This is a genomic window from Jatrophihabitans fulvus (assembly GCF_054781375.1).
The window spans coordinates 201,900-225,573 of sequence record NZ_BAAGUN010000006.1; the positions used below are offsets into that span (position 1 = coordinate 201,900).

The 23,674-nt window shown below is 71.3% G+C and carries 22 protein-coding genes and 2 pseudogenes; 8 read left to right on the forward strand and 16 right to left on the reverse strand.

From position 1 onward, the window contains the following. Positions 1-81 precede the first annotated feature (81 nt). Entirely contained in the window at positions 82-3,876 is a 3,795-nt protein-coding gene (locus tag ACYVP9_RS18845; protein ID WP_460606481.1) for an nSTAND1 domain-containing NTPase, read from the forward strand. Here the strand turns inward: ACYVP9_RS18845 and ACYVP9_RS18850 are convergent, their stop codons facing one another. Further along, positions 3,877-4,953, reverse strand: coding sequence for an adenosine deaminase family protein (locus ACYVP9_RS18850; RefSeq protein ID WP_460606482.1), 1,077 nt, complete (start codon positions 4,951-4,953; stop codon positions 3,877-3,879). It lies immediately after the preceding gene. A gap of 87 nt (positions 4,954-5,040) precedes the next feature. Between ACYVP9_RS18850 and ACYVP9_RS18855 the strand changes: the two genes are divergently transcribed. Beyond that, positions 5,041-5,802 (forward strand): nucleoside phosphorylase, encoded by a 762-nt coding sequence (locus ACYVP9_RS18855; RefSeq protein ID WP_460606617.1) that lies wholly within the window; start codon positions 5,041-5,043, stop codon positions 5,800-5,802. A 9-nt stretch (positions 5,803-5,811) separates the two neighbouring features. Here ACYVP9_RS18855 and ACYVP9_RS18860 read toward each other — a convergent pair whose 3' ends face one another. The 14 genes and pseudogenes from ACYVP9_RS18860 to ACYVP9_RS18925 all read right to left on the reverse strand — a co-directional run bounded on the left by ACYVP9_RS18860 (position 5,812) and on the right by ACYVP9_RS18925 (position 15,628). After that, entirely contained in the window at positions 5,812-6,201 is a 390-nt protein-coding gene (locus ACYVP9_RS18860) for a cytidine deaminase (RefSeq protein WP_460606483.1), read from the reverse strand. Beyond that, entirely contained in the window at positions 6,198-7,664 is a 1,467-nt protein-coding gene (locus ACYVP9_RS18865; protein WP_460606484.1) for an ABC transporter permease, read from the reverse strand. The genes ACYVP9_RS18860 and ACYVP9_RS18865 overlap by 4 nt, the downstream gene beginning before the upstream one ends. Next, complete coding sequence (locus tag ACYVP9_RS18870) at positions 7,661-8,932, reverse strand: ABC transporter permease (protein ID WP_460606485.1); 1,272 nt, start codon at positions 8,930-8,932, stop codon at positions 7,661-7,663. The genes ACYVP9_RS18865 and ACYVP9_RS18870 overlap by 4 nt, the downstream gene beginning before the upstream one ends. Then, positions 8,929-10,494, reverse strand: a complete 1,566-nt coding sequence (locus ACYVP9_RS18875; RefSeq protein ID WP_460606486.1) for an ABC transporter ATP-binding protein — start codon at positions 10,492-10,494, stop codon at positions 8,929-8,931. Before ACYVP9_RS18875 ends, ACYVP9_RS18870 begins: the two co-directional genes overlap by 4 nt. 81 nt (positions 10,495-10,575) lie before the next feature. Then, complete coding sequence (locus tag ACYVP9_RS18880; RefSeq protein WP_460606487.1) at positions 10,576-11,706, reverse strand: BMP family lipoprotein; 1,131 nt, start codon at positions 11,704-11,706, stop codon at positions 10,576-10,578. 210 nt (positions 11,707-11,916) lie between these two features. Continuing rightward, the gene (locus ACYVP9_RS18885; RefSeq protein ID WP_460606488.1) at positions 11,917-12,738 is read right to left on the reverse strand and encodes an LLM class flavin-dependent oxidoreductase; all 822 of its coding nucleotides are present in this window, start codon (positions 12,736-12,738) and stop codon (positions 11,917-11,919) included. A gap of 49 nt (positions 12,739-12,787) precedes the next feature. After that, positions 12,788-12,883 (reverse strand): annotated as a pseudogene (locus ACYVP9_RS18890) (SDR family oxidoreductase); the annotation flags it as partial. Positions 12,884-13,130: 247 nt separating this feature from the next. Then, the gene (locus tag ACYVP9_RS18895; protein WP_460606489.1) at positions 13,131-13,508 is read right to left on the reverse strand and encodes a PIN domain-containing protein; all 378 of its coding nucleotides are present in this window, start codon (positions 13,506-13,508) and stop codon (positions 13,131-13,133) included. After that, positions 13,505-13,750: a type II toxin-antitoxin system Phd/YefM family antitoxin gene (locus ACYVP9_RS18900; protein WP_460606490.1), complete on the reverse strand. Its 246-nt coding sequence runs from the start codon at positions 13,748-13,750 to the stop codon at positions 13,505-13,507. The genes ACYVP9_RS18895 and ACYVP9_RS18900 overlap by 4 nt, the downstream gene beginning before the upstream one ends. Positions 13,751-13,896: 146 nt before the next feature. Next, the gene (locus ACYVP9_RS18905) at positions 13,897-14,298 is read right to left on the reverse strand and encodes a PIN domain-containing protein (RefSeq protein WP_460606491.1); all 402 of its coding nucleotides are present in this window, start codon (positions 14,296-14,298) and stop codon (positions 13,897-13,899) included. Next, positions 14,295-14,474, reverse strand: coding sequence for a hypothetical protein (locus tag ACYVP9_RS18910; RefSeq protein ID WP_460606624.1), 180 nt, complete (start codon positions 14,472-14,474; stop codon positions 14,295-14,297). Before ACYVP9_RS18910 ends, ACYVP9_RS18905 begins: the two co-directional genes overlap by 4 nt. 6 nt (positions 14,475-14,480) lie before the next feature. Further along, positions 14,481-14,549: pseudogene (locus tag ACYVP9_RS18915) on the reverse strand (hypothetical protein); the annotation flags it as partial. An 88-nt stretch (positions 14,550-14,637) separates the two neighbouring features. Next, positions 14,638-14,874, reverse strand: coding sequence for an SCO4848 family membrane protein (locus ACYVP9_RS18920; RefSeq protein WP_460606492.1), 237 nt, complete (start codon positions 14,872-14,874; stop codon positions 14,638-14,640). Between the two features lie 148 nt (positions 14,875-15,022). Continuing rightward, entirely contained in the window at positions 15,023-15,628 is a 606-nt protein-coding gene (locus ACYVP9_RS18925) for a TetR/AcrR family transcriptional regulator (RefSeq protein ID WP_460606493.1), read from the reverse strand. Positions 15,629-15,729: 101 nt separating this feature from the next. Here ACYVP9_RS18925 and ACYVP9_RS18930 point away from each other — a divergent pair, with 101 nt between their 5' ends. From ACYVP9_RS18930 to ACYVP9_RS18950, 5 genes are all read left to right on the forward strand, one after another. Further along, the gene (locus ACYVP9_RS18930; RefSeq protein ID WP_460606494.1) at positions 15,730-16,503 is read left to right on the forward strand and encodes a Rossmann-fold NAD(P)-binding domain-containing protein; all 774 of its coding nucleotides are present in this window, start codon (positions 15,730-15,732) and stop codon (positions 16,501-16,503) included. Positions 16,504-16,514: 11 nt separating this feature from the next. Then, positions 16,515-17,666 carry an acyl-CoA dehydrogenase family protein gene (locus tag ACYVP9_RS18935; RefSeq protein ID WP_460606618.1) on the forward strand — a complete coding sequence of 384 codons (1,152 nt, stop codon included), beginning with the start codon at positions 16,515-16,517 and terminating at the stop codon, positions 17,664-17,666. Positions 17,667-17,814: 148 nt separating this feature from the next. Then, positions 17,815-19,401, forward strand: a complete 1,587-nt coding sequence (locus tag ACYVP9_RS18940) for an AMP-binding protein (protein WP_460606495.1) — start codon at positions 17,815-17,817, stop codon at positions 19,399-19,401. 40 nt (positions 19,402-19,441) lie between these two features. Beyond that, positions 19,442-20,254, forward strand: coding sequence for an SDR family NAD(P)-dependent oxidoreductase (locus tag ACYVP9_RS18945; protein ID WP_460606496.1), 813 nt, complete (start codon positions 19,442-19,444; stop codon positions 20,252-20,254). A gap of 145 nt (positions 20,255-20,399) precedes the next feature. After that, positions 20,400-21,248, forward strand: a complete 849-nt coding sequence (locus ACYVP9_RS18950; protein ID WP_460606497.1) for a Clp protease/crotonase-like domain-containing protein — start codon at positions 20,400-20,402, stop codon at positions 21,246-21,248. Positions 21,249-21,348: 100 nt separating this feature from the next. Here ACYVP9_RS18950 and ACYVP9_RS18955 read toward each other — a convergent pair whose 3' ends face one another. Next, positions 21,349-23,001, reverse strand: coding sequence for a thiolase C-terminal domain-containing protein (locus ACYVP9_RS18955; protein ID WP_460606498.1), 1,653 nt, complete (start codon positions 22,999-23,001; stop codon positions 21,349-21,351). A 132-nt stretch (positions 23,002-23,133) separates the two neighbouring features. On the opposite strand from ACYVP9_RS18955, the gene ACYVP9_RS18960 reads away from it, so the two are divergent. Next, on the forward strand, positions 23,134-23,673 hold the full coding sequence (locus tag ACYVP9_RS18960; RefSeq protein ID WP_460606499.1) for a DoxX family protein: 540 nt from the start codon (positions 23,134-23,136) through the stop codon (positions 23,671-23,673). The last annotated feature ends 1 nt before the right edge of the window (position 23,674 follow it).

Below are 23,674 nucleotides of genomic sequence, written 5' to 3' on the forward strand. Positions count from 1 at the left end.
TCGTACGCCTCCCGGGGCGGCCTAGGATGCCCTGATGCGCAGCCGATCATGATGCGCCCGCCGTACCCGCAGGGAGTGTGAGTGGCCGAGCGGACGATGCCCGACCCCCGCGGGCTGGACGATCGCGGCGAGCTCGCGGCAGCGCTGACGCAGCTGCGCACGGACACCGGTCTCACCATCCGGGAGCTCGCCCGGCGCACCGGGATCCCGTACACGACCCTCGGCGGCTACTTCAGCGGGCGCAACCTGCCGACGCCGGCCTACCTGCCGCGCGTGCGGGTGATGCTGCGCGAGTGCGGCGTCGGCGAGGACGAGGTCGACGCCTGGCTGGCGGCGATGAACCGGGTGCGCCGGGCGGGCGCCGCAGAGCCGAGCGACCGTCCCCGCTCGCCCTATCCCGGCCTGTCGTCGTTCGACGTCGACGACGCCGGCGTGTTCTTCGGCCGGTCCGACGAGACCGACGCGATCATCGCCCGGCTCGACGACCTGCGCCACGATCCGGGCCCGAGCGCGGGCATGCTCGCCGTCATCGGGGCATCCGGCTCCGGCAAGTCGTCGCTGCTGCGGGCCGGCGTCGCCGCCCGGTTGCGGCAGCCGGGCTCTGGCTGGACGGTGGCGGTGACGACCCCCGGGCCCGACCCGTCCGCCACCCTGGCGGCGGCGCGGGCCGAGCTCGACGGCGCGAGCGGGCACCGGCTGCTCGTCGTCGACCAGTTCGAGGAGGCCTTCACCTCCTCCGACCCCGCGAGCCGCGCGGCCTTTCTCGTCGAGTTGACGGCCCTCGCGGCCGGGCCGCCGCGGACGGTCGTGGCGCTGGGCATGCGGGCCGACTTCTACGCGACCGCCACCCGCGAGCCGCTGCTGCTGCCGGTGCTGCGCGACGCCCAGTTCGTCGTCGGCCCGCTGGCGCCCGGCCAGCTGCGCGAGGCCATCACCGGTCCCGCCCGTGCCGCCGGCGGCGACGTCGAGGACGGCCTGGTCGAGCTCGTCCTCACCGACCTCGCGCCCCACGACGGCCGTGCGGACGCGCACGACCCGGGTGCCCTGCCGCTGCTGTCGCACGCCCTGCTCGCCGCCTGGGAGGGCGGCGGCGGCCGCACCCTCACCATCGCCGACTACCGGCGCGTCGGCGGTATCGACGGCGCGGTGCAGCGCACGGCGGAGGAGGCCTACGCCGCTCTCGACCCGGCCGGACGGGCGGCCGCCCGGGCGCTGTTCCTGCGCCTCGTGCACGTCGAGGACGACGTCGTCGTCACCCGCCGCCGGGTCACCGGGCCCGAGCTGCAGGCACTGCGCGACGCCGAGACCGCCTTGGCGGCCTGGCCCGAGCTCGTCGCGGAGTTCGTCGGACGGCGGCTGCTCACGGCCACCGACGGCAGCCTCGAGATCAGTCACGAGGCGCTGCTGTCGGCCTGGCCGCGGCTGCGCGGCTGGGTCGACGAGGACCGCGTCGGACTCAAGCTGCACCGGCAGGTCAGCGAGGCGGCCGTGGCGTGGGAGCACGCCGGACGCGACGACGCGCTGCTGCTGCGCGGCGGCCGGCTCGCCGCGGCGGCCGACCTGACCACCGCCGACTCGCTGCGCACCGTGCTCACCCCGCTCGAGCGGGAGTACGTCGATGCCGGGGTCGCGGCGCGCGACGCCGACCGCGAGCGCGCGCGGCGGCGCACGCGGCGGTTACGGCGGCTGCTCGCCGCGGTGGTCGTGCTGCTCGTCGTCGCCGCCGGCCTCGCGACGTTCGCCTTCCGGGCCCGCTCCAGCGCCGACGAGGCGCGGCAAGAGGCGGCCACGGCCCGCGACGCCGCCCTGTCACGACAGGTCGCGCTGCGCGCCCGCGAGCTGCAGGTCACCGACCCGGCGCTCGCCGAGCAACTCGCGGTGGCGGCCTACCGCATCGCCGCAACGCCCGAGGCGCGCAGCGCCGTGCTCGAGGCGTCCGCCCGTCCGCTCGTCACCCGCGTGGTCGGCGAGCCCGGCGTGACCCCGTCCGCGGTCTCGCGCGACGGCCGCCTGGCCGCGATCGGCGACGCCGCCGACGGTCGTGTCCGGCTGCTCTCTCTCGGCGCGGCACCCGCGGTGCGGCGCACGATCGCGGTCGGCGGCCGCACCGCCGTCACGGCCGTCGCGTTCTCCCCGGACGGGTCGCGCGTGTACGCCGCGGCGGGCACCGGACGGGTCGGCGTGTGGGCGGTCGACACCGGCCGTCCGCTCGGGTCGGTCGACCTCGGCGAGGACGCCACCGCCGCCGCGCTGCTCGTCGAGGGCGACGTGCTCACGACCGGCGGCTCGGGCGCGCGTCCGCTGCAGCGTTTCGACATGGGCGATCCGGCGGCTCCCCGCCGGCTGCCGGTGCCGTCGGGATGGCCGGCCGACACCCCGCTGCGGGCGCTCGCCGGCAGCGCCGACGGTCGCTGGTTCGCCGCCGGAGGTGACGCCGAGCGCGTGTACCTCTGGGACACCCGCCGGCCGGGCGCCGCCCCCGCGACGGTCAAGACGAAGGGATCGCTGCAGCTGGCGCTGCTGTTCGGCGGCGACCGGCTCTACGCCGGCAACTCGGCGGGCTACGTGAACGCGATCGACCCGGCGACGGCAACGATCCGCGCCACCGGCTACGTGAACGGTTCGGGATGGGCGCAGACGCTGACGCTGTCGCCCGACGGCCGCACGCTGGGGGTCGGCTTCGACGACAGCAACTTCCGCACGTTCGCCGCCGACGGGCTGACCCCGAGCGGCGGCCGGCGCGCGCCGAAGGAGATCACGACCGCCACGTACCTGCCGTCCGGTGCGGTGCTGCTGTCGTGCCGCAACGGCATCAGCTACGTCATCCCCGCGCACGGCGACCGCGTGCCCAGCCCGGCCCCGACGTACAACCTGACCTTCGACCGCCGCGGCGACAGGCTGCTCGCGACGTCCGGGGGCGGTGGCGGCGGGGCCCGCGTGTGGGACGTCGGCAGCGGCTCGCCGCGACCCGTCACCCCGTTCTTCGGCATGACCACGCCGGACTCCCCCGCCAGCGGCGGCGGCACGATCAGCCCGGACGGCCGGCTGGCCGCCCTCAACGACGCCGACGGCAACGTGCAGCTGTTCGACCTGTCCGCCCCGGCCGAACCCCGAGCCTGGGGCCCGCCGTTCCGGGCCGCGAGCGACCTCGTCGAGTCGATGACGACGAGCCCCGACGGCACGATGCTCGCGGCGGCCAGTGACGACGGGACGGTGTCGCTGTGGAACGTCCGCGACGCCGCCGCACCCGCGCTCGTCGCCCGCATGCGCGGCGCGGGTCGGTTCTACGACGTCGCCTGGTCCCCGGACGGCGCGCAGGTGGCCGCCACCGGTGACGACCCGCGCGTCTGGGTGTGGTCGGTGAAGGATCCTGCCCGCCCGACGCTGGCCGCCCGTCTGAACCGGGAGGCGCTCGAGGGCGGCGGCGTCGCCTTCAGCCCCGACAGCAGGCTGCTCGCGAGCACCCGCTCCGACGGCACCACCCGGGTGTGGGATCTGCGCGCCGCCGGTGGACCGCGCCGGTACGGCCGCGATCTGGTCGGCCCGACCGACTACGCGAACGGGACGTCGTTCAGCAAGGACGGAACGCTGCTCGCGGTGTCGAGCGCGGACGCGACCGTGAGCGTCTACGAGGTCGGCGCCGGCACCCGTCCGGTCGCCACCCTGGAGGGGGTGGGCGGCTCGGTGTACTCGGCCCGGTTCAGCCCGGACGGCCAGCACCTCGTCGCGAGCGGACGCTCCGACTCCGCACCCGTGTGGACGCTCGACCCGGACGCCGCCGCGAGGCTGGTGTGCGCCCGCGCCGGGTCGGAGATCACCCCGGAGGAGTGGGCGAAGTACGTGCCCGGCCCCGCCTACACCCCGCCGTGCCGGTGATCAGGCCTGCAGGGCGGCGTACCCGGGCTTGATGACCCGGTCGATGATCTCGAGCCGCTCGTCGAAGGGGATGAACGCGCTCTTCATCGCGTTGATCGTGAACCACTGCAGGTCGCGCCAGCCGTAGCCGAACGCGTCCGCCAGCAGGGTCATCTCGCGGGTCATCGACGTCTTGGACATCAGCCGGTTGTCGGTGTTGACGGTGACCCGGAACTGCAGCTTGCGCAGCATGCCGATCGGGTGCTCCTCGATCGACTTCGCGGCCCCGGTCTGGACATTCGACGACGGGCACATCTCGAGCGGGATGCGCTTGTCGCGGACGTACTGCGCGAGCCGACCGAGCTTGCCGCCGGCGGTGATGTCGTCGACGATGCGCACGCCGTGCCCGAGCCGGTCGGTGCCGCACCACTGGATGGCCTCCCAGATCGACGGCAACCCGAACGCCTCGCCGGCGTGGATCGTGAAGTGGGCGTTCTCGCGCCGCAGGTACTCGAACGCGTCGAGGTGCCGGGTGGGCGGGTAACCCGCCTCGGCGCCGGCGATGTCGAAGCCGACGACGCCCCGGTCGCGGTACTCCACCGCGAGTTCGGCGATCTCGCGCGAGCGTGCGGCGTGCCGCATCGCGGTGACGAGTGCGCCGACCCTGATCTCGTGACCGGCCTCGGCGGCGAGCCGCTCGCCGTCACGGAACCCCTGCAGCACCGCCTCGACGACCTGCTCGAGCGTCAGGCCCTCGTCGGTGTGCTGCTCCGGCGCCCACCGGATCTCGGCGTACACGACGCCGTCGTCGGCGAGGTCCTGCACCGCCTCGCGGGCCACGCGCTGCAACCCCTCGACCGTCTGCATGACCGCGACGGTGTGGGCGAACGTCTCGAGGTAGCGCTCGAGCGACCCGGAGTCGGACGCGGCGCGGAACCACTCGGCCAGCGCGTCGACGTCGTGGGCCGGCAAGGCCTGGTAGCCGATCTTCTCGGCGAGCTCGAGGACCGTGGCCGGACGCACCCCGCCGTCGAGGTGGTCGTGCAGGAGCACCTTGGGCGCGCGGCGGATGGTGTCGAAGTCGAGTGGCGCGGGCATGTGCCCACGGTAGCGATCCCCGCCCGGTCGCCTTCCGGGCGGGAATAGAGTCGCACCGTGCCCGACGAGCAGCCTGACGACACCCGCATGTACCACCTCGGCTTCGGCCGCGCCGACCTGCCGGAGGGCGCCACCACCGCCCTGCTCAGCGGCGATCCGGACCGGTCACGGCTCATCGCCGAGAAGTACCTGTCGGACGGCCGCGTGCTCGCCCGCAACCGTGGTCTGGACGCGTTCGTCGGGACACTGCCGGGCGGCGCGCCCGTCGTGTGCGCCACGAGCGGCATGGGGGCGCCGTCGCTGAGCATCGTGGTCAACGAACTCGTGCAACTCGGCATCGACACCGTGATCCGCATCGGCACGGCCGGGTCGATCCAGGACCACGTGCGCACCGGCCAGGTGGTGATCGCGTCGGGCGCGGTGACCAACCAGGGAGCCGCGCTCGACATCGCGCCGCCGTCGTTCCCGGCGGTCGCCGACCCGTTCGTCACCGTCGGGCTCGTCGAGGCGGCCCGGTCGATCGGCGCCGAGCACCACGTCGGCGTGATGGCGTCGACGGACACGTTCTTCGAGGGTCAGGAACGGTCGGGGTCGTCGGCCAACCCGCACCTGATCCGCCGGCAGCGCGGCCTGATCGACGAGTACGTGCACCTCAACGTGCTCGGCTTCGAGATGGAGGCCGGCACGCTGTTCACGATGGGGGTCGTCTACGGCTTCCGGGCCGGCTGCGTGTGCGGCATCGTCGCCCAGCGCACCGAGGCCGAGGCGCCCGACCTCGGCAAGAAGGACACCGCGGTCGACAACGCGATCCGTGTGGCGGTGGCCGCCGCCGACGCGGCGGCCCGTTAGACCCAGGCTTCAGCCCAGGTTCTCGCGGCCGAACGCGAGCGGCAGCACCTCGATCATCTGCTTGATGCCCTCCGGGGTGTCGAGCAGCAGATCGGGACCGCCGTGCTCCCACAGCAGCTGCCGGCAGCGTCCGCACGGCATGAGCACGTCGCCGTGCGCGTCGACGCAGGCGAACGCCACGAGCGACCCGCCGCCGCTGGCGTGCAGCGACGACACCAGACCGCACTCGGCGCACAGACCCACGCCGTACGACGCGTTCTCGACGTTGCAACCGGTGACGACGCGGCCGTCGTCGACGAGCGCGGCGCACCCGACCGGGTACTGCGAGTAGGGCGCGTACGCGTTGCCCATGGCCTCGAGCGCCGCACGGCGCAGCGTCGACCAGTCGATGTCACTCATGCGTCTCCTCGGAGGTCCTTCGTGGGCGGTGGTGCGTCCTCGGGCGCGGACCGGTCGGCCGGTGCCGTGACGGACGCGCCCGTCGCGCGGGTCTTGCGCGCCGTGCGGTCGGTGCGCTGCTTCTTGTCCTTGCGCTTCTTCGCCGCACCGTCGGCGACGTAGGGCTCGCCGTCGGCGGCGGGTGCGCGGACCCGCCCGACGAAGCCTGCCACGGCGATGATCGTGACGAGGTACGGGGCCATGCTCAGGAACGAGGACGGGATCTGCACTGGCGGGGTGACGATGCCGAGCAGGATCTGCAGCTGGTCGGTGAACCCGAACAGCAGCGCGGCCGCGATGGCGCCCTTGGGGCTCCACCGTCCGAAGATCACCGCGGCGAGCGCGATGAAGCCCTTGCCGGAGGAGATGTTGCTGTTGAACTGTCCGGACCCGCCGATCGTCAGCGCGGCACCGGCGAGGCCCGCGATGAGGCCGCCGATCAGCACGTTGCGGTAGCGGATGCGGTTGACCCGGATGCCGACGGTGTCGGCCGCCTTCGGGTGCTCGCCGACGGCACGGGTGCGCAGCCCCCAGCGGGTGCGGAACAGGCCGACCTGCACGGCCACGACGAGGCCGTACGTCAGGTACACGATGATGTTGACGTTGAACAGCGCCTGGCCGACGACGGGCAGGTCGCCCAGCAGCGGGATCTTGATCGGCGACAGGATCGCGCCGGAGTTGTACGACTCCTGGTCGTCCTGCATGAACGAGTGGTAGCCGAGGTTGGTCAGGCCGAGCGCGAAGGTGTTCAGCACGACGCCGAGCACGACCTGGTTCACCAGGTAGCGGATCGCGAACACCGCGAGCAGCAGGCCGATGAGCGCACCGCCCAGCACGGCGCCGAGCAGCCCGACCCCGAGGTTGCTCGCGCTCGAGGCGAAGAACGCCCCGGCGAACGCGCCGAGCAGCATCTGGCCCTCGATCGCGACGTTGATGACACCGCTGCGCTCGCAGACGATGCCGGCGAGCGCGCCGAGGATGAACGGGATCGAGGCGGTCACCGAGTTCTGCACGAGGCCGGTGACGGCCAGCTCGGAGGACGAGCCCGTCGCCGCCCACAGCAGGAACGACAGCAGGAACAGCACGACGGTGACGGTGATCGCCCACTGCCGCTGGCCGCGCGAGTACGGCCGCACGAACTGCCCCACCGCGATCAGCAGGACGATCGCGCCCATCACCATCGCGACGCCGCCGCCGGGGACGCGCATGACCGGGACGGTCCAGCGGTCGCCGATCTGCGAGAAGTTCAGGTTGGCGTTGCCGTTGTCCGCGCCCAGGCCCCAGGCGAAGAAGATGATCAGGCCGGTGACGAGGAACCCGGCGCCGACGAGCAACTGCTTGCGCTTCGACACGGGCGGTTCGACGACCTCGTGGACGGTGTCGAGATCGGAGATGCCGGGACCGGCGGGCGCCGTGGCCGTCATCCGTTCCACCCCTTCGCGAGCGCGGCGCCGCCGGTGCCGGCACGCGCCGCCCGCAGGCGGAACAGCCCGCGGATCAGGGTCGGTGCCGCGACGAACAGGACGATGACCGGCTGCAGCACCGAGACGACGTCCGACGGTGTCGTGGTCTCGGAGTTCATCACCACGCCGCCGGCGCGGAACGCCCCGAACAGCAGGCCGGCGAGGACGGTGCCGAGCGGCGTGGCCTGGCCCAGCAGCGCCACCGTGATGCCGTCGAAGCCGAACCCGGCGTCGACGTCCTGGGTGACGACGTGCCGGGTACCGAGCACCTGCGAGACGCCGATGAGCCCGGCGAGGGCACCGGAGATGAGCATGACCTGCACGTAGCCGCGCTCGATGCGCATGCCGGCGGTGCGCGCGGCGAACGCGTTCGCGCCGATCGCCTTGAGCGAGAAACCCAGCGTCGAACGGTTGAGCAGCCACCAGCAGGCGACCGCCGCGAGCAGCGCGAGCACGAGGCCGAAGTGCACCTGTCCGAACAGGCCGGGCAGGTCGGCGTTGGCGTCGACGCGCGGGCTCGTGGCCTCGGTCTGGTTCGGCGCCTGGTAGCCGTCGAGGGTGAGCAGGTAACCGAGCAGGTAGTAGGCGACGTAGTTGAGCATGATCGTCGAGATCACCTCGTGCACGCCGGCGCGCGCCTTGAGCACGCCGACGAGCCCGCCCCACACCGCGCCGCCGATCACCCCGGCGACGATGGCCGCGAGCACGTGGATCACGACCGGCAGGTGCCACGCGAAGCCGACGTAGCCGGCGCAGATCGCGCCGGCGATGATCTGGCCCTGCACACCGATGTTGAACAGGCCGGCGCGGAACGCGACGCCGACGGCGAGGCCGCCGAGGATCAGCGGGGCCGCGTTCAGCAGCGTGCCGGAGATCGGGTCGAAGATGCCGACGCCGCCGTTGGAGTACAGCGAGTCCGGGTCGAAGATCGCACCGCGGAACAGGGCGGAGTACCCGGCGGAGATCGCGTCCCACGCGCGGCTGAACGTGTCGCCGGGCTCCTGGAAGAAGTAGCCCGCGGCCTCGCGCGTCGGGGCGTCGGCCACCGCGATGAGCAGCGCGCCGAACACGAGGGCGACCAGGAAGGCCAGGATCGTGACGACGACCTGGTTGCCGTAGAGGTAGGCGTCGAGCAGGCGCCGGCCGAGGGAGCGCTTCTTTCCCTCCGGCGGCGCGGTCGGCGGCGCCGCGTCCCCCGGCTCGCCGGGCTTCTCGATCGAGATCGTCACGCCGCACCCCCTGGTCCCGGTTCGCCCGCGTGCACCGACAGGGGCACGGCCTCGGCCTCGGCCTCGGCGACCGAGCTGCCGGCCATGAGCATGCCGATCTGCTCGGCCGGCGTGCCGCCGGGGACCTCGCCCGCGATCGCGCCGCGGTACATCACCGCGATGCGGTCGGCGAGACCCAGCACCTCGTCCAGCTCGGTCGAGACGAGCACGACGGCGGTGCCCTTGTCGCGTTCCTCGACGATGCGGCGGTGCACGAACTCGATCGAACCGACGTCCAGACCGCGCGTCGGTTGCGCGACGATCAGCAGCTTCAGCGGACGGGACAGCTCCCGCGCGAGGACGACCTTCTGCTGGTTGCCGCCGGACAGCGTGCTGCCGGCAGCGCCGGGGTTCCCGGGCCGGACGTCGAACTCCTGCACGCGGTGCGCGGCGTTCTTCGCGATGGCGTCGAGCTGCAGGCTGCCGGACTTCGCGTACGGCGGCTTGTCGTACATGTCGAGCACGAGGTTCTCGGCGACGGTGAAGCTGCCGACGAGACCGTCGTGCAGGCGGTCCTCGGGCACGTACCCGACACCGAGCTCGAGCACCTCGGCCGTGCCCATCGTCGTGACGCGCCGGTTCTGGATGCGGATCTCGCCCGAGGTGGGGGCGCGAAGGCCGACGAGCGCCTCGGTGACCTCGGTCTGGCCGTTGCCCTGCACGCCGGCGATCGCATAGATCTCGCCCGCCCTGACCTCGAAGCCGACGTCGTCGACCAGCACGACGCCCTGGTCGTCGACGATGCGGAGGTCCTTGACCTGCAGCACCGGCTCGCCGGGCTCGGCGGCTTTCTTGTCGACGGTGAGTTTGACGGTCCTACCGACCATGAGCGAGGCGAGCTCGGCGGACGAGGCCGTCGGCTCGGCGCTGCCCACGACCTTGCCGCGGCGGATGACGGTGATGCGGTCGGCGATCGCCCGCACCTCGTTGAGCTTGTGACTGATGAAGACGATGGACGTGCCCTGGTCGCGCAGCGAGCGCACGACGGTGATGAGCTCCTCGGTCTCCTGGGGCGTCAGCACCGCGGTGGGCTCGTCGAGGACGAGCAACTGTGCGTCGCGGCTGAGCGCCTTGAGGATCTCGACGCGCTGCTGCACGCCGACGGGCAGGTCACCGACCAGCGCGTCCGGCGGCACGTCGAGACCGAACTGCTTCGAGATCTCGACGACGCGCTTGCGCGCGCGACGGCGGGCGAGGAAGCCGGCCGCGGTCTGCTCGTGGCCGAGGACGACGTTCTCGGTCACGGTGAAGACCGGGATCAGCATGAAGTGCTGGTGCACCATGCCGATGCCGGCGCGCATCGCGTCGCCCGGGCCGTCGAACTCGACGGGTCGCCCGTCCACCAGGATCTGGCCCTCGTCCGGCCGGTAGAGGCCGTAGAGGACGTTCATCAGCGTGGACTTGCCGGCACCGTTCTCGCCGAGCAGCGCGTGGATCTCACCCGGCTCGACGACGAGGTCGACCGCCTCGTTGGCGGTCAGCGAGCCGAAGCGTTTGGTGATGCCGCGCAGCTCGAGTTTCACGGAAGGACGGATCCCTTCTCACGGCGGACGGGTGGGGCCTCGTGACGAGGCCCCACCCGCGGCTCAGCAGTCAGGACGTGATCAGGACGTCGGCTGGCTCTTCGACGTGAGCTTGATCTTGCCGTCGATGATGTCCTGCTTGACCTTGTCGACCTCGGACTTGAGGGCGGACGGGACCTTGCTGTCGAACTGGTTGTACGGGGCCAGGCCCGTGCCACCGTTCTGCAGGGTGCCGACGTAGGACCCGGTCGGGAAGGTGCCGGTGGCGGCCTTCTCGACGTAGGTCTGCACCGCGGTGCCCAGACCCTTGGTGACGGAGGTGATGAAGTACTTGCAGTACTGCGCGGCCGACTCGCAGCCGTCGGTGTCGACCCAGATCACGTTCGCGCGGCCGTTCGAGGCCTGCGCCGCGGCGCCCGCGCCGAGGCCGGCGCCACCGGCGACCGGGAAGATGATGTCCGCGCCCTGCTGGACGAAGGTCTGGCTGATCTGCTTGCCCTTGTTCTGGTCGGTGAACGACTGCGAGAACGTGCCCGACTTCGGCTTGTTCTCGTCCCAGCCCAGGACCTGGACGTTCTTGTTCTTCTGCTTGTTGTAGTACTGGACGCCCTCCCAGAAGCCGTCCATGTAGATCGTCACCGGCGGGATGTTGAGGCCACCCCACGTCGCGACCTTGCCGGTCTTGGTCATGCCCGCGGCGAGGTAACCGCCGAGGAAGGCGCCCTGCGCGGTGTTGAACTGCAGGCCGTAGACGTTCGGGCCGGAGGAGCCGGCGTCGACCTCGGCGAACTGGGTCTTCGGATTCGCCTTCGCGACCTGCTTCACCGCGTCGAACATGAGGCCGCCGACGGCGATGACGCTGTCGCAGCCCTTCTGGACCTCGGCCTTGAGGTTGGGCACGTAGTCGTTGCCCGAGTTCGAGGGGATGTAGCTGATCTTGATGTTCGGGTTCTTCTTGTTCGCGGCCTGCAGGCCGGCGTACGAGCCCTGGTTGAACGACTTGTCGTCGACGCCACCGGTGTCGAGCACCATGCAGGCCTTCAGGTTGCCGCCGGCCGGGGCCGCGCTGGAGCCGCCGCCGCCCGTCGCGGCGGTGGAGCCGCCGCCGCCGCTGCTGGAACCGCCGCCGTCGGACTTGCTGCCGCACGCGGCCAGCGTGAGCGCGGCAACCGCGCACCCCACGACGGCTGCTGTCCACCGACCAGAACGCATGTACCTGTCTCCCTCGAAACGCGTTGGGCGCGCGGGCGGCCGCTGCTTGTGGCGCGGCTCCTCGGCTTCCCCCACGACCCGGACGTCGGGGAGCCTAACCCCCGGTGAACGGGTCACCCAGCACCGGCAGGATCGTCACTGGATCGTTGCCAACCACGAGGATGATGCGCCGGGCCGCACGCCCGGACACCTCGGGTGCCGGACGGGCCGTCACCCGAGCGCGGCCCGCACCTCACCCGCGACCGATCGGACGAACTCCGGTAGCGGGTACGGATCGTCGCCGACGGCGTGCAGCGCGACGTGGGTGGCACCGGCGTCGGCGTACTGCCGGACCCGCTCGGCGACGGCCGCGGCGTCCATCCGGTCCTGCACGGTCACGAACACCACGACGGTGCCGGCCTCGCCGTCGGCCCGTCCGCCGGCCTCGCGTCCCGCCGCCAACGGACCTGCCGCGGCCCGCACGCCGTCGAGGCCCGTGTCGCCGGTGAGGATGACGCCGTCGCCGAGCTCGGTCGCCAGCTGCAGCGTCTTCGGCTTGACCGCTCCGACGAGCAGCGCCGGCGGCGGGCTCGGCGGGTAGTCGAGCCGTACCTCGCGCAGCCGGACGTACTCGCCGTCGGTCGTCACCGTCTCGCCGTGCAACAGCGCCCGCAGCGCGGACGTGTACTCGCGCAGCAGCGTCATGGGCGAGGCCGCTCGCGCCCCGACCTGGTCCATCCAGTCGAGCACGCCGTGCCCGATGCCGGGCACGACCCGGCCCGGGAACAGCCGCTCGAGGGTCGCCAGCTCCATTGCCGTGAGCGCCACGTTGCGCAGCGGCACCGGGAGAAGTCCGATGCCCACGGCGACCCGGTCCGTCCACCCGAGCACGGCCGCCGCCGTCGCGATGCCGCTCTCGTAGAAGCAGTCCTCCCACAGCCAGAGCTGCTCGAGGCCGCTGTCGTCGGCGGCGCGGGCGACCTCGCGCAGGTTCTCCGGCGGCTGATCGGGCGGGAAGATCACGCCGAGCGTCGGCGCAGGGCTGTCGGTCATGCCCGCGACTATGCCCGGCACGACCGACACTCCCCCACCGGCGTTCACCTCACTGCTGCTCGTCGCCGCCGTCGACGAACAGCGCGCTGCCGGTGACGAAGCTGCTCTGGTCGGCCGCCAGGAACAGCACCGCGGCCGCCACCTCCCTGTCCGTCAGCGATCTCGCGACCCGGATCGGGTGGGAGCGCAGCCGGCTGTCCCATCAGGTCGTGCGCACGGAGCGGCGCGGCCTCGTGACCCGCCGGAGCGGCGAGGGCGATCGCCGCACGACCGACGTCGCGCTCGCCGGACGAGGCCGCGCGGCCCTCCGCGAGGCCGTGCCCGATCACGACGACCGACACGAGGCGCACGAGGAGGAACGACGTCGGCCCGTCGTCCCACGATGCGCGTCGTCAGGGAAGCCGAGCGTCGACGAGGTCGTCGATGATCGCGAAGTCACCGAGGTCGTGGGTCAGCAGCGGAACCCCCTCCGTCACCGCCGTTGCGGCAATGGCCAGGTCCAGCTGCCGGCGGCGGGGTGTGCCGCCGCGCTGAGCGACGGCCGCCGCGAGCCTGCCCCACGCGCGCGCGACCTCCACCGTGACCAGGAGCGGGTCGAAGGTGGCCTCGACGGCAGCGAGTCGATCCGTGCGCCGAGCACGCTCGTCATCGTCGCGCGCGAGCAGGGTTCCGAAGTGCAACTCGGTGATCGAGACGACGCTGATCGCTGCTTCGACATCGGTCGGCGCGGCCTCGGCGATGAGCACCGAGGTGTCCAGCAGCGCCCTCACGCGTCGTACGGGTCGATCACCGATGCACCGACCACGGCGATGTCGCGTTCCAGATCACGCGGCGCGGGACCCCGCCACACACGATCCAGGGCGGGTCCGCTCACCCAACGACGCCGACGGACCGGGCTCAGCTCGGCGACCTCACGACCGGCCACCGTCACGGTCAGGGTCTCCCCGGCCTCCACGCGCCGCAGTACCTCACCGACCTGGTTACGTAGCTCCTTCTGCGGAATCGTCGTCACGAATGCACGGTAGCACTTCTGCTACCAACGACCTGGTCCGTTCCCTGCGCCGCGTCGACCGGACGGTCGTCGGCCCAGATGTGGAACGTTCGCCATCGCGTAGGTGACATGTCGCAGTAGCGGCTGTCGGGCGCTACTCCGACAGGTCAGACACGAATGACCGCAGGACCTCCGGCAAGTTCTATGACGTCGAAATCGTCGTCCTGCGTGACGACGTCCATGTTGTTCGCGAGTGCGACCGCGGCGATCCACAGGTCGTTGACCTTCGCTCGGCGCCCGAGCTCGGCAAGTCGCACTCGCAGTTCCGCCCACCGACGCGCGACCTCTGCGGTCACCGGCAGCGCCTCCACGACGGAAGCGGCGCCGAGTGTCGACAGACGCCGAGCGCGGGTGGCCGTGTCGGCGGCCGCGAGCACACCCGCGTGCAATTCACCGAGCGTGACGACGCAGATCGTCGTCTTCTCGGGGAGGGACCGGACCTCCAGCGGCCGCCCGGACTCGCGGGCGATGAGCACGCTCGTGTCCAGTACGGCCGGGCGCGAGGTCACAGCGGGTCGAGATCGTCGGTCGTGTCGCCCGCGAGAACGTCCAGGTCACCCGACAGACCGGCGTCGGCCTGGTGGTCGATCAACGTCAGCAGATCGGCCTTGGTGAAGAAGGCTGGTCGCAGCGACCTCACCGGGCCGATCTCCGCGACCGGCTTGCCGTTGACGGTGATCGTCACCCGGGTGCCGTCCGCTGCTTGGCGAAGGACCTCGGCCGTGTGATTACGAAGGTCGCGTGACGCCACGGATGTCATGTGCGCAACCGTAGCACCACTGCCACACCCTCGTCTCCGGAGTTTGTCACGTGCGTGATGCCACCACGGGCCGCGAGTGCTCGTCGGTCTATCGGCGACCGCTGGTACGCAATCGGGACAGCGCGCGCACGCCCAGCCCGCCGATGGTCGTGCCGAGCGCGAGGGACACGACCACCAGCACGAGGTGGACGAGGAAGAACGACGTCGGCCCGTCGTCCCAGGAGCGGTCGTCCGCCCAGATGTTCTTCAAGAACGTGGGCCAGATGATCCAGGACCACACGCCGAAGGCGACGAGGAGCCACGCCACCCGTTTCGAGATCACCACATCCCGAGTATGCGCAGCCGTGCCTGTGCGGCCACCGCCCAGTCCGAGGTGACCGGCTCCGTCGCTTGAGCCGGTGTGACGACGCCGCCGTTTCCGCGCGTGTCTGGCGGCGGCTCGTGCGAGCCACGCCGGCGGCGGGCCGGCGAGATCACGTCACGCGGGCACGCGTGGCCTGCACGAGCACGTCGGCCAACTCGGCATAGGCCTGGGCATGGGTCAGACCGGTTCGGTCCGAGACGCCGCCCCGCTCGATGGCGTCCATCGTGGCGGCCGCGACCTCGCCGAGGAACTGAGCGCGGTTCCCGCCCCGCCCGTCGCGGGACCGGCCCCCACTCGCCGCGTCGACGAGCTCGCGGACCCTCGTGGCGGCGAAGGCCGTGTGCCGCTCGTAGCTGCCGCGCGTCGTCGCCCGCGACGCCACGTCGCTCAAGAACTGCGTCGACGCGAGGGAGAGCTGGTCGGCCACGCTCATGAGGTAGGTGCGGATTCGCTGCGCCGGATCCGGTTCGGACGCGACGGCGGCTTCGACGTGACGGCCGGCCCTCCGGAAGTAGAACTCGACGCAGGTGGTGACGAGGTGGTCCTTGCTCTCCGCGAGCTCGTACAGGGTCGACTTCGAGCATTTCGCGTAGGCGGCCATGGCATCGAGGTCGAGCCCTCGGAAGCCCCGCTCGAGGAAGAGCGTCGTCAGCGCGTCCCGGATGTCCGACAGCCGCGGGCTCAGTGTCTGGGATGCAGCAGTACTGCTGGACATGTCCACCTCCTCTACCGACATGTGAATCGTGCGCCTGAACCTTGAGGTGTACTGCCGTACATGTTTCAGTACAGCAGGCAGCAACGGGGATCGGAGACGCAATGGACCTCCAGGGCATCGCGGCAGTGGTGACGGGCGGCGCCTCAGGGCTCGGTCTTGCGACCGCGCAACGGTTGTCGGCCGCGGGCGCGAACGTCGCGATCGTCGACCGCTCCCAGGCACACGGAGACGAGGCCGTCGCGTCGTTGCCAGGGGACGGCATCTTCGCTCCGGCCGACGTCACGAGCGAGACAGAGGTGTCCGCCGCTCTGGACGCCGCCACCGCCCTCGGGCCGCTGAGAGTGGTCGTCAACTGCGCCGGAATCGGCACGCCGGGGCGCGTCATCGGCAGGAACGGTGTCCTGCCTCTCGCCCAGTTCTCCCAGGTGGTGCAGGTCAATCTGATCGGCACGTTCAACGTCGTCCGCCTGGCCGCCGAGCGCATCGGCTCCACCGAGCCGGTGGGCCCGCCGACCAGCCCGGAGCGAGGTGTCATCGTCAACACCGCCTCCGTGGCCGCGTTCGACGGCCAGATCGGGCAGGCGGCCTACTCGGCGTCGAAGGGCGGCGTCGTCGGCATGACGCTGCCGCTCGCCCGGGACCTCGCCGGCTCCCTGATACGGGTGGTGACCATCGCGCCGGGTCTCTTCCTCACGCCCATGCTGCGGGGGTTGCCGCAGCAGGCGCAGGACGCGCTCGGTGCCCAGGCACCGCACCCGAATCGCCTCGGTGACCCGTCCGAATATGCAGCTCTGGTCGAGCATGTCGTCAGCAACGCGATGCTCAACGGTGAGGTCATCCGCCTCGACGGCGCCATCCGAATGCCACCCCGATAGGAGTGAGGACGTTGCATCGCAAGCACTACGAGGCCGAGCACGAGGCGTTCGCCGAGGCGTTCCGGGCGTTCGTCGACAAGACGGTCGTGCCGAACTTCCTCGACTACGAGCGCGAGGGCATCTCCCCGCGCGCGATGTTCACCGAGGCCGGCAAGGACGGCTTCCTGGGCATGGCGGTACCCGAGCAGTACGGCGGCGGCGGGGTCGCCGACTTCCGGTTCAACCAGGTGATCGGCGAGCAGGTCGCCGCGGCCGGCATCACCGGTTCCGGACTGGGCCTCACCCTGCACAACGACATCTGCCTGCCCTACTTCCTCACCTACACCACCGAGCAGCAGAAGCAGCGCTGGCTGCCGGGCATCGCCTCCGGTGAACTGATCACCGCCGTCGCCATGACCGAACCCGGCGCGGGATCCGACCTCGCCGGCATCCGCACCACCGCCGTGCGCGACGGCGACAGCTACCTCGTCAACGGATCGAAGACGTTCATCACCAACGGCATCAACGCCGACCTCGTCATCACCGCGGTGAAGACCGGCTCCTCCGACGACCGACGCGGGGGCATGACACTGCTCGTCCTCGAACGCGGCATGCCCGGCTTCGAGCGCGGCCGCAACCTCGACAAACTCGGCCTGCACTCCCAGGACACCGCCGAGCTGTCGTTCACCGACGTGCGCGTGCCCGTCGACAACCGGCTCGGCGAGGACGGCGAGGCGTTCGGCTACCTCGCCGCCAAACTCGCCCAGGAACGGCTGTCCATCGCGATCAGCGCCCTGGCCGAGGCCAGCGCCGCCCTGGCCGAGACGCTGCGCTACGTCAAGGACCGCAACGCCTTCACCACACCCATCGCCTCGTTCCAGAACACCAAGTTCGTGCTCGCCGAGCTCGCCACCGACATCGACGTCGCCCAGGCCTACGTCGACCGCTGCGTCGACCGGCTCAACACCGGCGAACTCGACGCCGCGACCGCGTCCAAGGCGAAGTACCACTGCAGCGAACTGCAGGGCCGGGTCATCGACAAGTGCCTGCAACTGCACGGCGGCTACGGCTACATGACCGAATACCCCATCGCGCGCCGTTACGCCGACGCCCGCATCACCCGCATCTACGGCGGCACCAGCGAGATCATGAAAACCGTCATCGCCAAATCGCTTGGGCTCTGACGCCCGGCGGCGCCGACGGACTCACCGCGAGCGCTGCGCATCTCTATCTAGCCAAATAAGCCTATTGAAGTAACTATACGACCATGCCAGGTCGAGCAGGCGTGCGCGACGCCCTTCCGGGCCCGCCGACAGGCCGACGGGTGGCGTGATGCACCTGTCCGACCTCATCTGCCGCCGCGCGGCGGCAGAGGCCGTCGTGTGCACCGACGGGTCCGGTCTCAGCTGCGAGGAACTGGACGACCTGTCACGCCAGCTCGCCAATGTGCTGGCCGGGCGCGGCTGTGACCCGGGATCGACCATCGCGTTCCTGCTGCCGAACAGCGCGCGCACGCTGGCGGTCGCCTGGGCAGCTCAGCGTGCCGGGCTGCACTTCGTCCCGGTCAACCGACACCTCAGCGTCGCCGAAGCCGCACACATCGTGCGCGACAGTGGCGCGCAGGCACTGATCGCGGCCGAGCCCGTCGCGGAGTTGGCAGCCGATCTGGTGGCGCGGCTCCGCGCGACGGACGGCCCCGAGCCCACCGTGCGCCTGTCGTTCGGGCCGGTTTCGGGTTTCGAGGACCTCGATTCCGCTGCGGACGGTGTCCGACCGGGCGTGCTCGACTCCGCTCCTCGGGAACGTCCGGACCCGGAGCCGAACGGTCACTACATGTTCTATTCCTCCGGAACCACCGGCGCGCCCAAGGGAATCCGGCGTGACCTCGCCGCCCAGCCCTTCGGCGCCGCCTACCCGCTCGAGGACATGGTGGCGCGCCTCTACGGCTTCGGACCCGACACGGTCTACCTCTCGACGGGGCCGCTGTACCACGCAGCTCCGCTCGGCTGGTCGATGGCGACGACCGCGCTCGGCGGCCGCGTCGTCGTGATGGATCGCTTCGATGCGCAGCAGTGCCTGGCCGCGATCGAGCACCACCGCGTCACGCACGTCCAGTTCGTGCCCACGATGCTCGTGCGATTGCTCAAGCTCCCGCGTGACGTGCGTGAGAGCTATGACGTGAGCAGTCTGCGTGCGGTCGTCCACGCGGCCGCGCCGTGCCCACCCGAGGTCAAGCGTCGTGCCATCGACTGGTTGGGACCGATCGTGCACGAGTACTACGCAGGCAGCGAGGGCAACTGCTTCTTCGCGATCGACACCGCCGACTGGCTGGCTCACCCCGGCTCGGTCGGCCGCTCCCTGCAGGGCACGCCGCACATCCTCGACGACGACGGACACGAGCTGGACCCGGGAGAGGTGGGTCAGATCTGGATCGAGGGCGAGGCCGACTTCGAGTACCACAACGATCCGGACAAGACATCGGGCTCCTACAACGAGCGCGGCTGGAGCACTCTGGGCGACCTGGGGCATCTCGACGCCGAGGGCTACCTCTACCTGTCCGACCGGCGAACGGATCTCATCATCCGCGGTGGTGTGAACATCTACCCGCGTGAGATCGAGGAAGCGCTCGTCTCCCATCCAGCCGTCCTGGACGTCGCGGTGGTGGGCGTACCCGACGCCGACATGGGCGAGCAGGTCCGCGCCGTCGTCCAGGTCGCGCCCGACGCCGCAGAGGTTCCCGACGACGCACTCGCCGAGCGGTTGCTCGCCCACTGTGCCGAGCGGCTCGCTCCGTTCAAACGACCCCGGTCGATCGAGTTCGTCGACGAACTGCCGCGGCTTCCCAGTGGCAAGGTGTTGCGGCGCTTGCTGCGGGACCGCGCCGCCGAGCGGCGCGATGACCACGCCGACCATGCCTGACAGCACTGCGCAACCAACGACTCGATGACGGAGGTCGATCGTGGATCTGGGCTTGTCGGACGCGACGGTGTGCGTCCAGGGCGGCACTCAGGGCATGGGACGCGCGAGCGCTCTCGCGTTCGCTGCCGAGGGTGCCCGCGTGGCCGTTCTCGCGCGCGACCGGACCCGTCTCGACGCCACTGTGGCGCAGCTCGGGCGGGCCGGAAGCCCGGATGCGGTCGGTCTCGCAGTGGACGTCACCGACGACGAGTCGGTGCGGGCCGCCTTCGGCGAACTGCACGCCCGGTGGGGCGCTCTCAACACGCTCGTGTGCGCCGTCGGCCCGGAGGTGTCGAACCGACGGTGGGACGACATACCGGACGACATGTGGTTGCGCGCGTTCGACGTCGGCGTGCTCGGCACGGTCCGCTGCGTCCGAGCGGCCCTGCCCGCACTGCGCGCCGCGCCGTGGGGGCGCATCGTCACGCTGGCTGCGATGTCCGCCCGCAGCCATGGAAACGGCCTGGCCGACTACACAGCGGCCAAGGCGGCCCTCACGAGCGTCACGAAGAACCTGTCGCTCGAGCTCGGCCCGGACGGCATCCTGGCCAACGTCGTGTCCCCGGGCACGTTCGTGACCGAACAGCTACGACGCCATCTTGACGAGATCCCCTCGGCGCGGGGCGTCGACCAGGACGACCTCGGCGCGGTGATGGCCTGGATCCAGGAGCAGTACGCGGTGCGGTCCGACCTGGGCAGGGCCGGCGACCCCGCTGAGGTCGCGGCGGCTGTGGTCTTCCTCGGCTCCCGCCGTTCCAGTTACACGACCGGAGCAAACCTGAACGTCGACGGCGGCTCGTCGTTCTTCGCCTGACCGCGTCGGCATTGCTCAACGCTGTCCCAGCTAACTAGGGTTGATAAGAAGACTGCTGGCTCACAGGGTCGCCCTGCCCGTCGATGCGGGCGCGTCCCGGATCCAGCGCGGTGCGCGACACAGCGGATCGACGGGGGACATTCGCATGACCGAGCGACGCGGCACGGACGACCTCGAGCCTGCGGTCCTGGTGAGCGACGCGGGCGCGGTCAGGACGGTGACCCTGAACCGGCCGGGTTCGCGCAACGCCTTGAGCTCGTCGCTCGTCGTCGCGCTGCACGGCGCGTTGACGCGAGCCGACCGTGACGACGCCGTGACCGCGGTCGTTCTGACGGGTGCGGGGTCCGCCTTCTGCGCCGGCGTGGACCTCAAGGAGGCGGCGGCACGCGGACGGGCCTATTTCGATCAGTTCGACGAGACCGACTGCATGGCGGCGGCCGCATCGCTGAGCAAGCCGCTCATCGGCGCGGTCAACGGCGCCGCCTTCACCGGCGGGCTCGAGCTGGCGCTCGCCTGCGACTTCCTGGTCGCATCGGAGACGGCCGTGTTCGCCGACACGCACCTACGGGTGGGGGTTATGCCCGGCGGCGGCATGACCGCTCGGTTGCCTCACCTGGTGGGGTCGGGCTGGGCCCGCCGCCTGTCCATGAGCGGCGAGGTCATCGATGCCCGGACCGCATTGCGCATCGGACTCGTCACCGAGGTGACCGCGCGTGACGCCCTGCTCGCCCGGGCGACCGAGGTCGCGGGGCTGGTCGCCGACGTGCCCCTTTCGACCATGCGCGCACTGAAGAGCGCGTACGCAGGAGCCGCCGGCCGGCCCCTTCCGGAGGCGCTGGCGTGGGAGACGTCGGTCGCGCGGGCGAACCCACCCGACCTTCTCGCGCTCGAGGAGCGCCGCACGGCGGTAATGGCGCGCAACCACCGGCAGACTCGCGCGATCGCCCCGGGTGCCCCGGACGACGCCCGATCCGACAGCGCGGCAGGAACATGACGTCTCGGGACCTCGCACTACTTCTGTGGGACATCGAGCAGATCACACAGCTCAAGGCCCGCTACTGACCACATCCCCAACACGCTCTGACCACAGCGCGTCAGCCGCGCCGAAGCAGCATCGCGCCCGACGGCACCCCGCCACCCGCGGTGACGGCCGCGACGCGGGCGTCCGCCACCTGGCGGTCACCCGCCTCGCCGCGCAGTTGCAGGACCGCCTCGCGCACGAACCCGTACCCGTGCAGACGCCCCGCCGACAGCTGGCCGCCCGAGGTGTTCAGGGGCAGAGCGCCGTCGAGCGCGATGGTCCGGCCCTCGTCGAGGAACGCCGTGGCCTCGCCGGGGCCGCAGAAGCCCAGCCCTTCCAGCCACGAGAGCGCGTTGAACGTGAAGCCGTCGTAGAGCTGGGCGACGTCGACGTCCGAGGGCCGCAGCGAGGTGCGTGTCCAGAGGTGAGCCGACGGGCCGAGCGACTGCGGCAGGTGCGTGAGCGTGTCCTGATCCCAGGACAGACGCTCGAGGATCTGCGTCCCCACCGCTTCGACGAACACGCCCGGCTTGCGCAGATCGGGCACGGTCTCCGCCGCGGAGACGACGACGGCGACCGCGCCGTCGCACGGGACGTCGCAGTCGAGCAGCCCGAACGGCGTCGTGACCATGCGCGCGGTGAAGTAGTCGTCCATCGTGATCGGGTCGCGGTACAGCGCCTCGGGGTTGCGTGCGGCGTTCGCCCGGTTGTTGACCGCGATCCAGCCCAGGGCCTCCCGGCCCACGCCGTACCGGTGCATGTAGTGCGAGGCGTTCATGGCGATCCATTGCGCCGCGGACAGCGCACCGAAGGGCGCGCGCCACTCCATGAACCCGGTCGCGGCGTCCGTCGAGGCGGGCCAGGTGCCTGCCCGCCGCATCGCCGTCTGCGAGGCCTGCCAGACGGTGCGGAAACACAGCACGTGGCGCACGAGTCCCGCCGACACCGCGAGCATCGCGGCCATGATGGAACCGTTCTGCCCCGGCGTCTCGGCGGCGCCGTTGACCCACACCGGCCTGAGCTGCAGCGCCTCCTCGACCGGCGTGATGCCACCCTCCGAGAAGCCTGGCGCGGCGGCGCCGGGGTAGGTGGAAAGACCGTCTATGTCGTCGAGGGTGAGCCCGGCGTCCCCGACCGCGGCCAGGCAGGCCTCCACCGTGAGTGCGACCGGGTCCACCATGAGGCGGCGTCCGACCCGCGACTGGCCGACGCCGGTGATGGCGACGTCGTCCTCGAACTTGCGCGTCGAGGCCGGCGTGCGCAACCGCGTCCTGATGTCGCGCGGCTCGGGAACCCGTCCGACCTCGCCGACCCGGTCGGGGTCGGGCTCGAACATCGGCAGGTACACCGGGTCACCGTCGCCACGCGGCTCGAAGACCACGCGGACGCGCTGACCGATGAAGACCGATTGGGGATCGCAGTGGACGACGTTGGTCGTCAACCGCGCGCCGTCGTCCTCGTCGAGCGCCACGATCGCGACGGCGTAGGGCGGTGGAAGGGCCGGAGTCCACGTCTGGTGGTTCACCGACAGCGCGGCCACCGTGCCGCGTCCCGACACCGCTGCGAGAGCCACGTCCCGACCGCGGCAGTGGGGACACATCGGCGACGGGGGGTGGAAGTACCGATGACACCGCGCGCACCGCATCACACGCAGGACGCCGTCACCACCGGAGCTCCAGAATTCGGCACTCGCCAGCGTGGGCTGCGGCACGGGCTTGTCGACCATGGGTTCCCCTCCGATCTCAGCGGCCCGGCACCCGGTACGCGACTCGCTACAACAGATTACTGATATACCTATTATGCTTCGGCGAAGCCCACCCACGAAGTACGCCATCGACCCAGGAACGGGGCCGACCGCATGACCTCGACACCCGCAGACCTGGCTCTTCTCATCCTGCGTGTCGGAGTGGGTGCTGTCTTCCTCGCCCACGGCTGGAACCACGTCTTCGGCGGCGGGAAGATCGCCGGCACCGCCCGGTGGTTCGATTCGCTCGGGATGCGGCCCGGCACGCTGCACGCCTGGACGGCCAGTCTCACGGAGATCGGCGCCGGCGTGCTCCTCGTGCTGGGCCTGCTGACGCCGTTCGCGGGCGCCGGGGTCGTCGGCGTGATGATCGTGGCGTGGGTGACCAATCACCTGCGTAACGGCTTCTTCATCTTCCAGCCCGGCGAGGGCTGGGAGTACGTCATGGTGCTGACCTGCTGCGGGTTGCTGTTCGGCGGTACCGGCGGTGGTCGCTGGTCCCTGGACCACGCCGTGGGCGTTCTCGCGCCACCGGGATGGACCGCGAGCGGCGTCGCCTGGGCTCTGGGCGTCGTCGGCGCGGGCGCCCTTCTCGCGCTCTTCTGGCGTCCTCCGCAGCGGAACGACGGGGCGGCCGGTCCGGCGACGGAGTAGC

Bases quoted from the DNA above. Each gene is read 5' to 3' on its own strand.
- ACYVP9_RS18850 (WP_460606482.1), bottom strand. From the start codon at position 4,953: ATGCCCGCGCCACTCGACTTCGACACCATCCGCCGCGCGCCCAAGGTG.
- ACYVP9_RS18855 (WP_460606617.1), top strand. From the start codon at position 5,041: ATGTACCACCTCGGCTTCGGCCGCGCCGACCTGCCGGAGGGCGCCACC.
- ACYVP9_RS18860 (WP_460606483.1), bottom strand. From the start codon at position 6,201: ATGAGTGACATCGACTGGTCGACGCTGCGCCGTGCGGCGCTCGAGGCC.
- ACYVP9_RS18865 (WP_460606484.1), bottom strand. From the start codon at position 7,664: ATGACGGCCACGGCGCCCGCCGGTCCCGGCATCTCCGATCTCGACACC.
- ACYVP9_RS18880 (WP_460606487.1), bottom strand. From the start codon at position 11,706: ATGCGTTCTGGTCGGTGGACAGCAGCCGTCGTGGGGTGCGCGGTTGCC.
- ACYVP9_RS18885 (WP_460606488.1), bottom strand. From the start codon at position 12,738: ATGACCGACAGCCCTGCGCCGACGCTCGGCGTGATCTTCCCGCCCGAT.
- ACYVP9_RS18925 (WP_460606493.1), bottom strand. From the start codon at position 15,628: ATGTCCAGCAGTACTGCTGCATCCCAGACACTGAGCCCGCGGCTGTCG.
- ACYVP9_RS18930 (WP_460606494.1), top strand. From the start codon at position 15,730: ATGGACCTCCAGGGCATCGCGGCAGTGGTGACGGGCGGCGCCTCAGGG.
- ACYVP9_RS18940 (WP_460606495.1), top strand. From the start codon at position 17,815: ATGCACCTGTCCGACCTCATCTGCCGCCGCGCGGCGGCAGAGGCCGTC.
- ACYVP9_RS18950 (WP_460606497.1), top strand. From the start codon at position 20,400: ATGACCGAGCGACGCGGCACGGACGACCTCGAGCCTGCGGTCCTGGTG.
- ACYVP9_RS18955 (WP_460606498.1), bottom strand. From the start codon at position 23,001: ATGGTCGACAAGCCCGTGCCGCAGCCCACGCTGGCGAGTGCCGAATTC.
- ACYVP9_RS18960 (WP_460606499.1), top strand. From the start codon at position 23,134: ATGACCTCGACACCCGCAGACCTGGCTCTTCTCATCCTGCGTGTCGGA.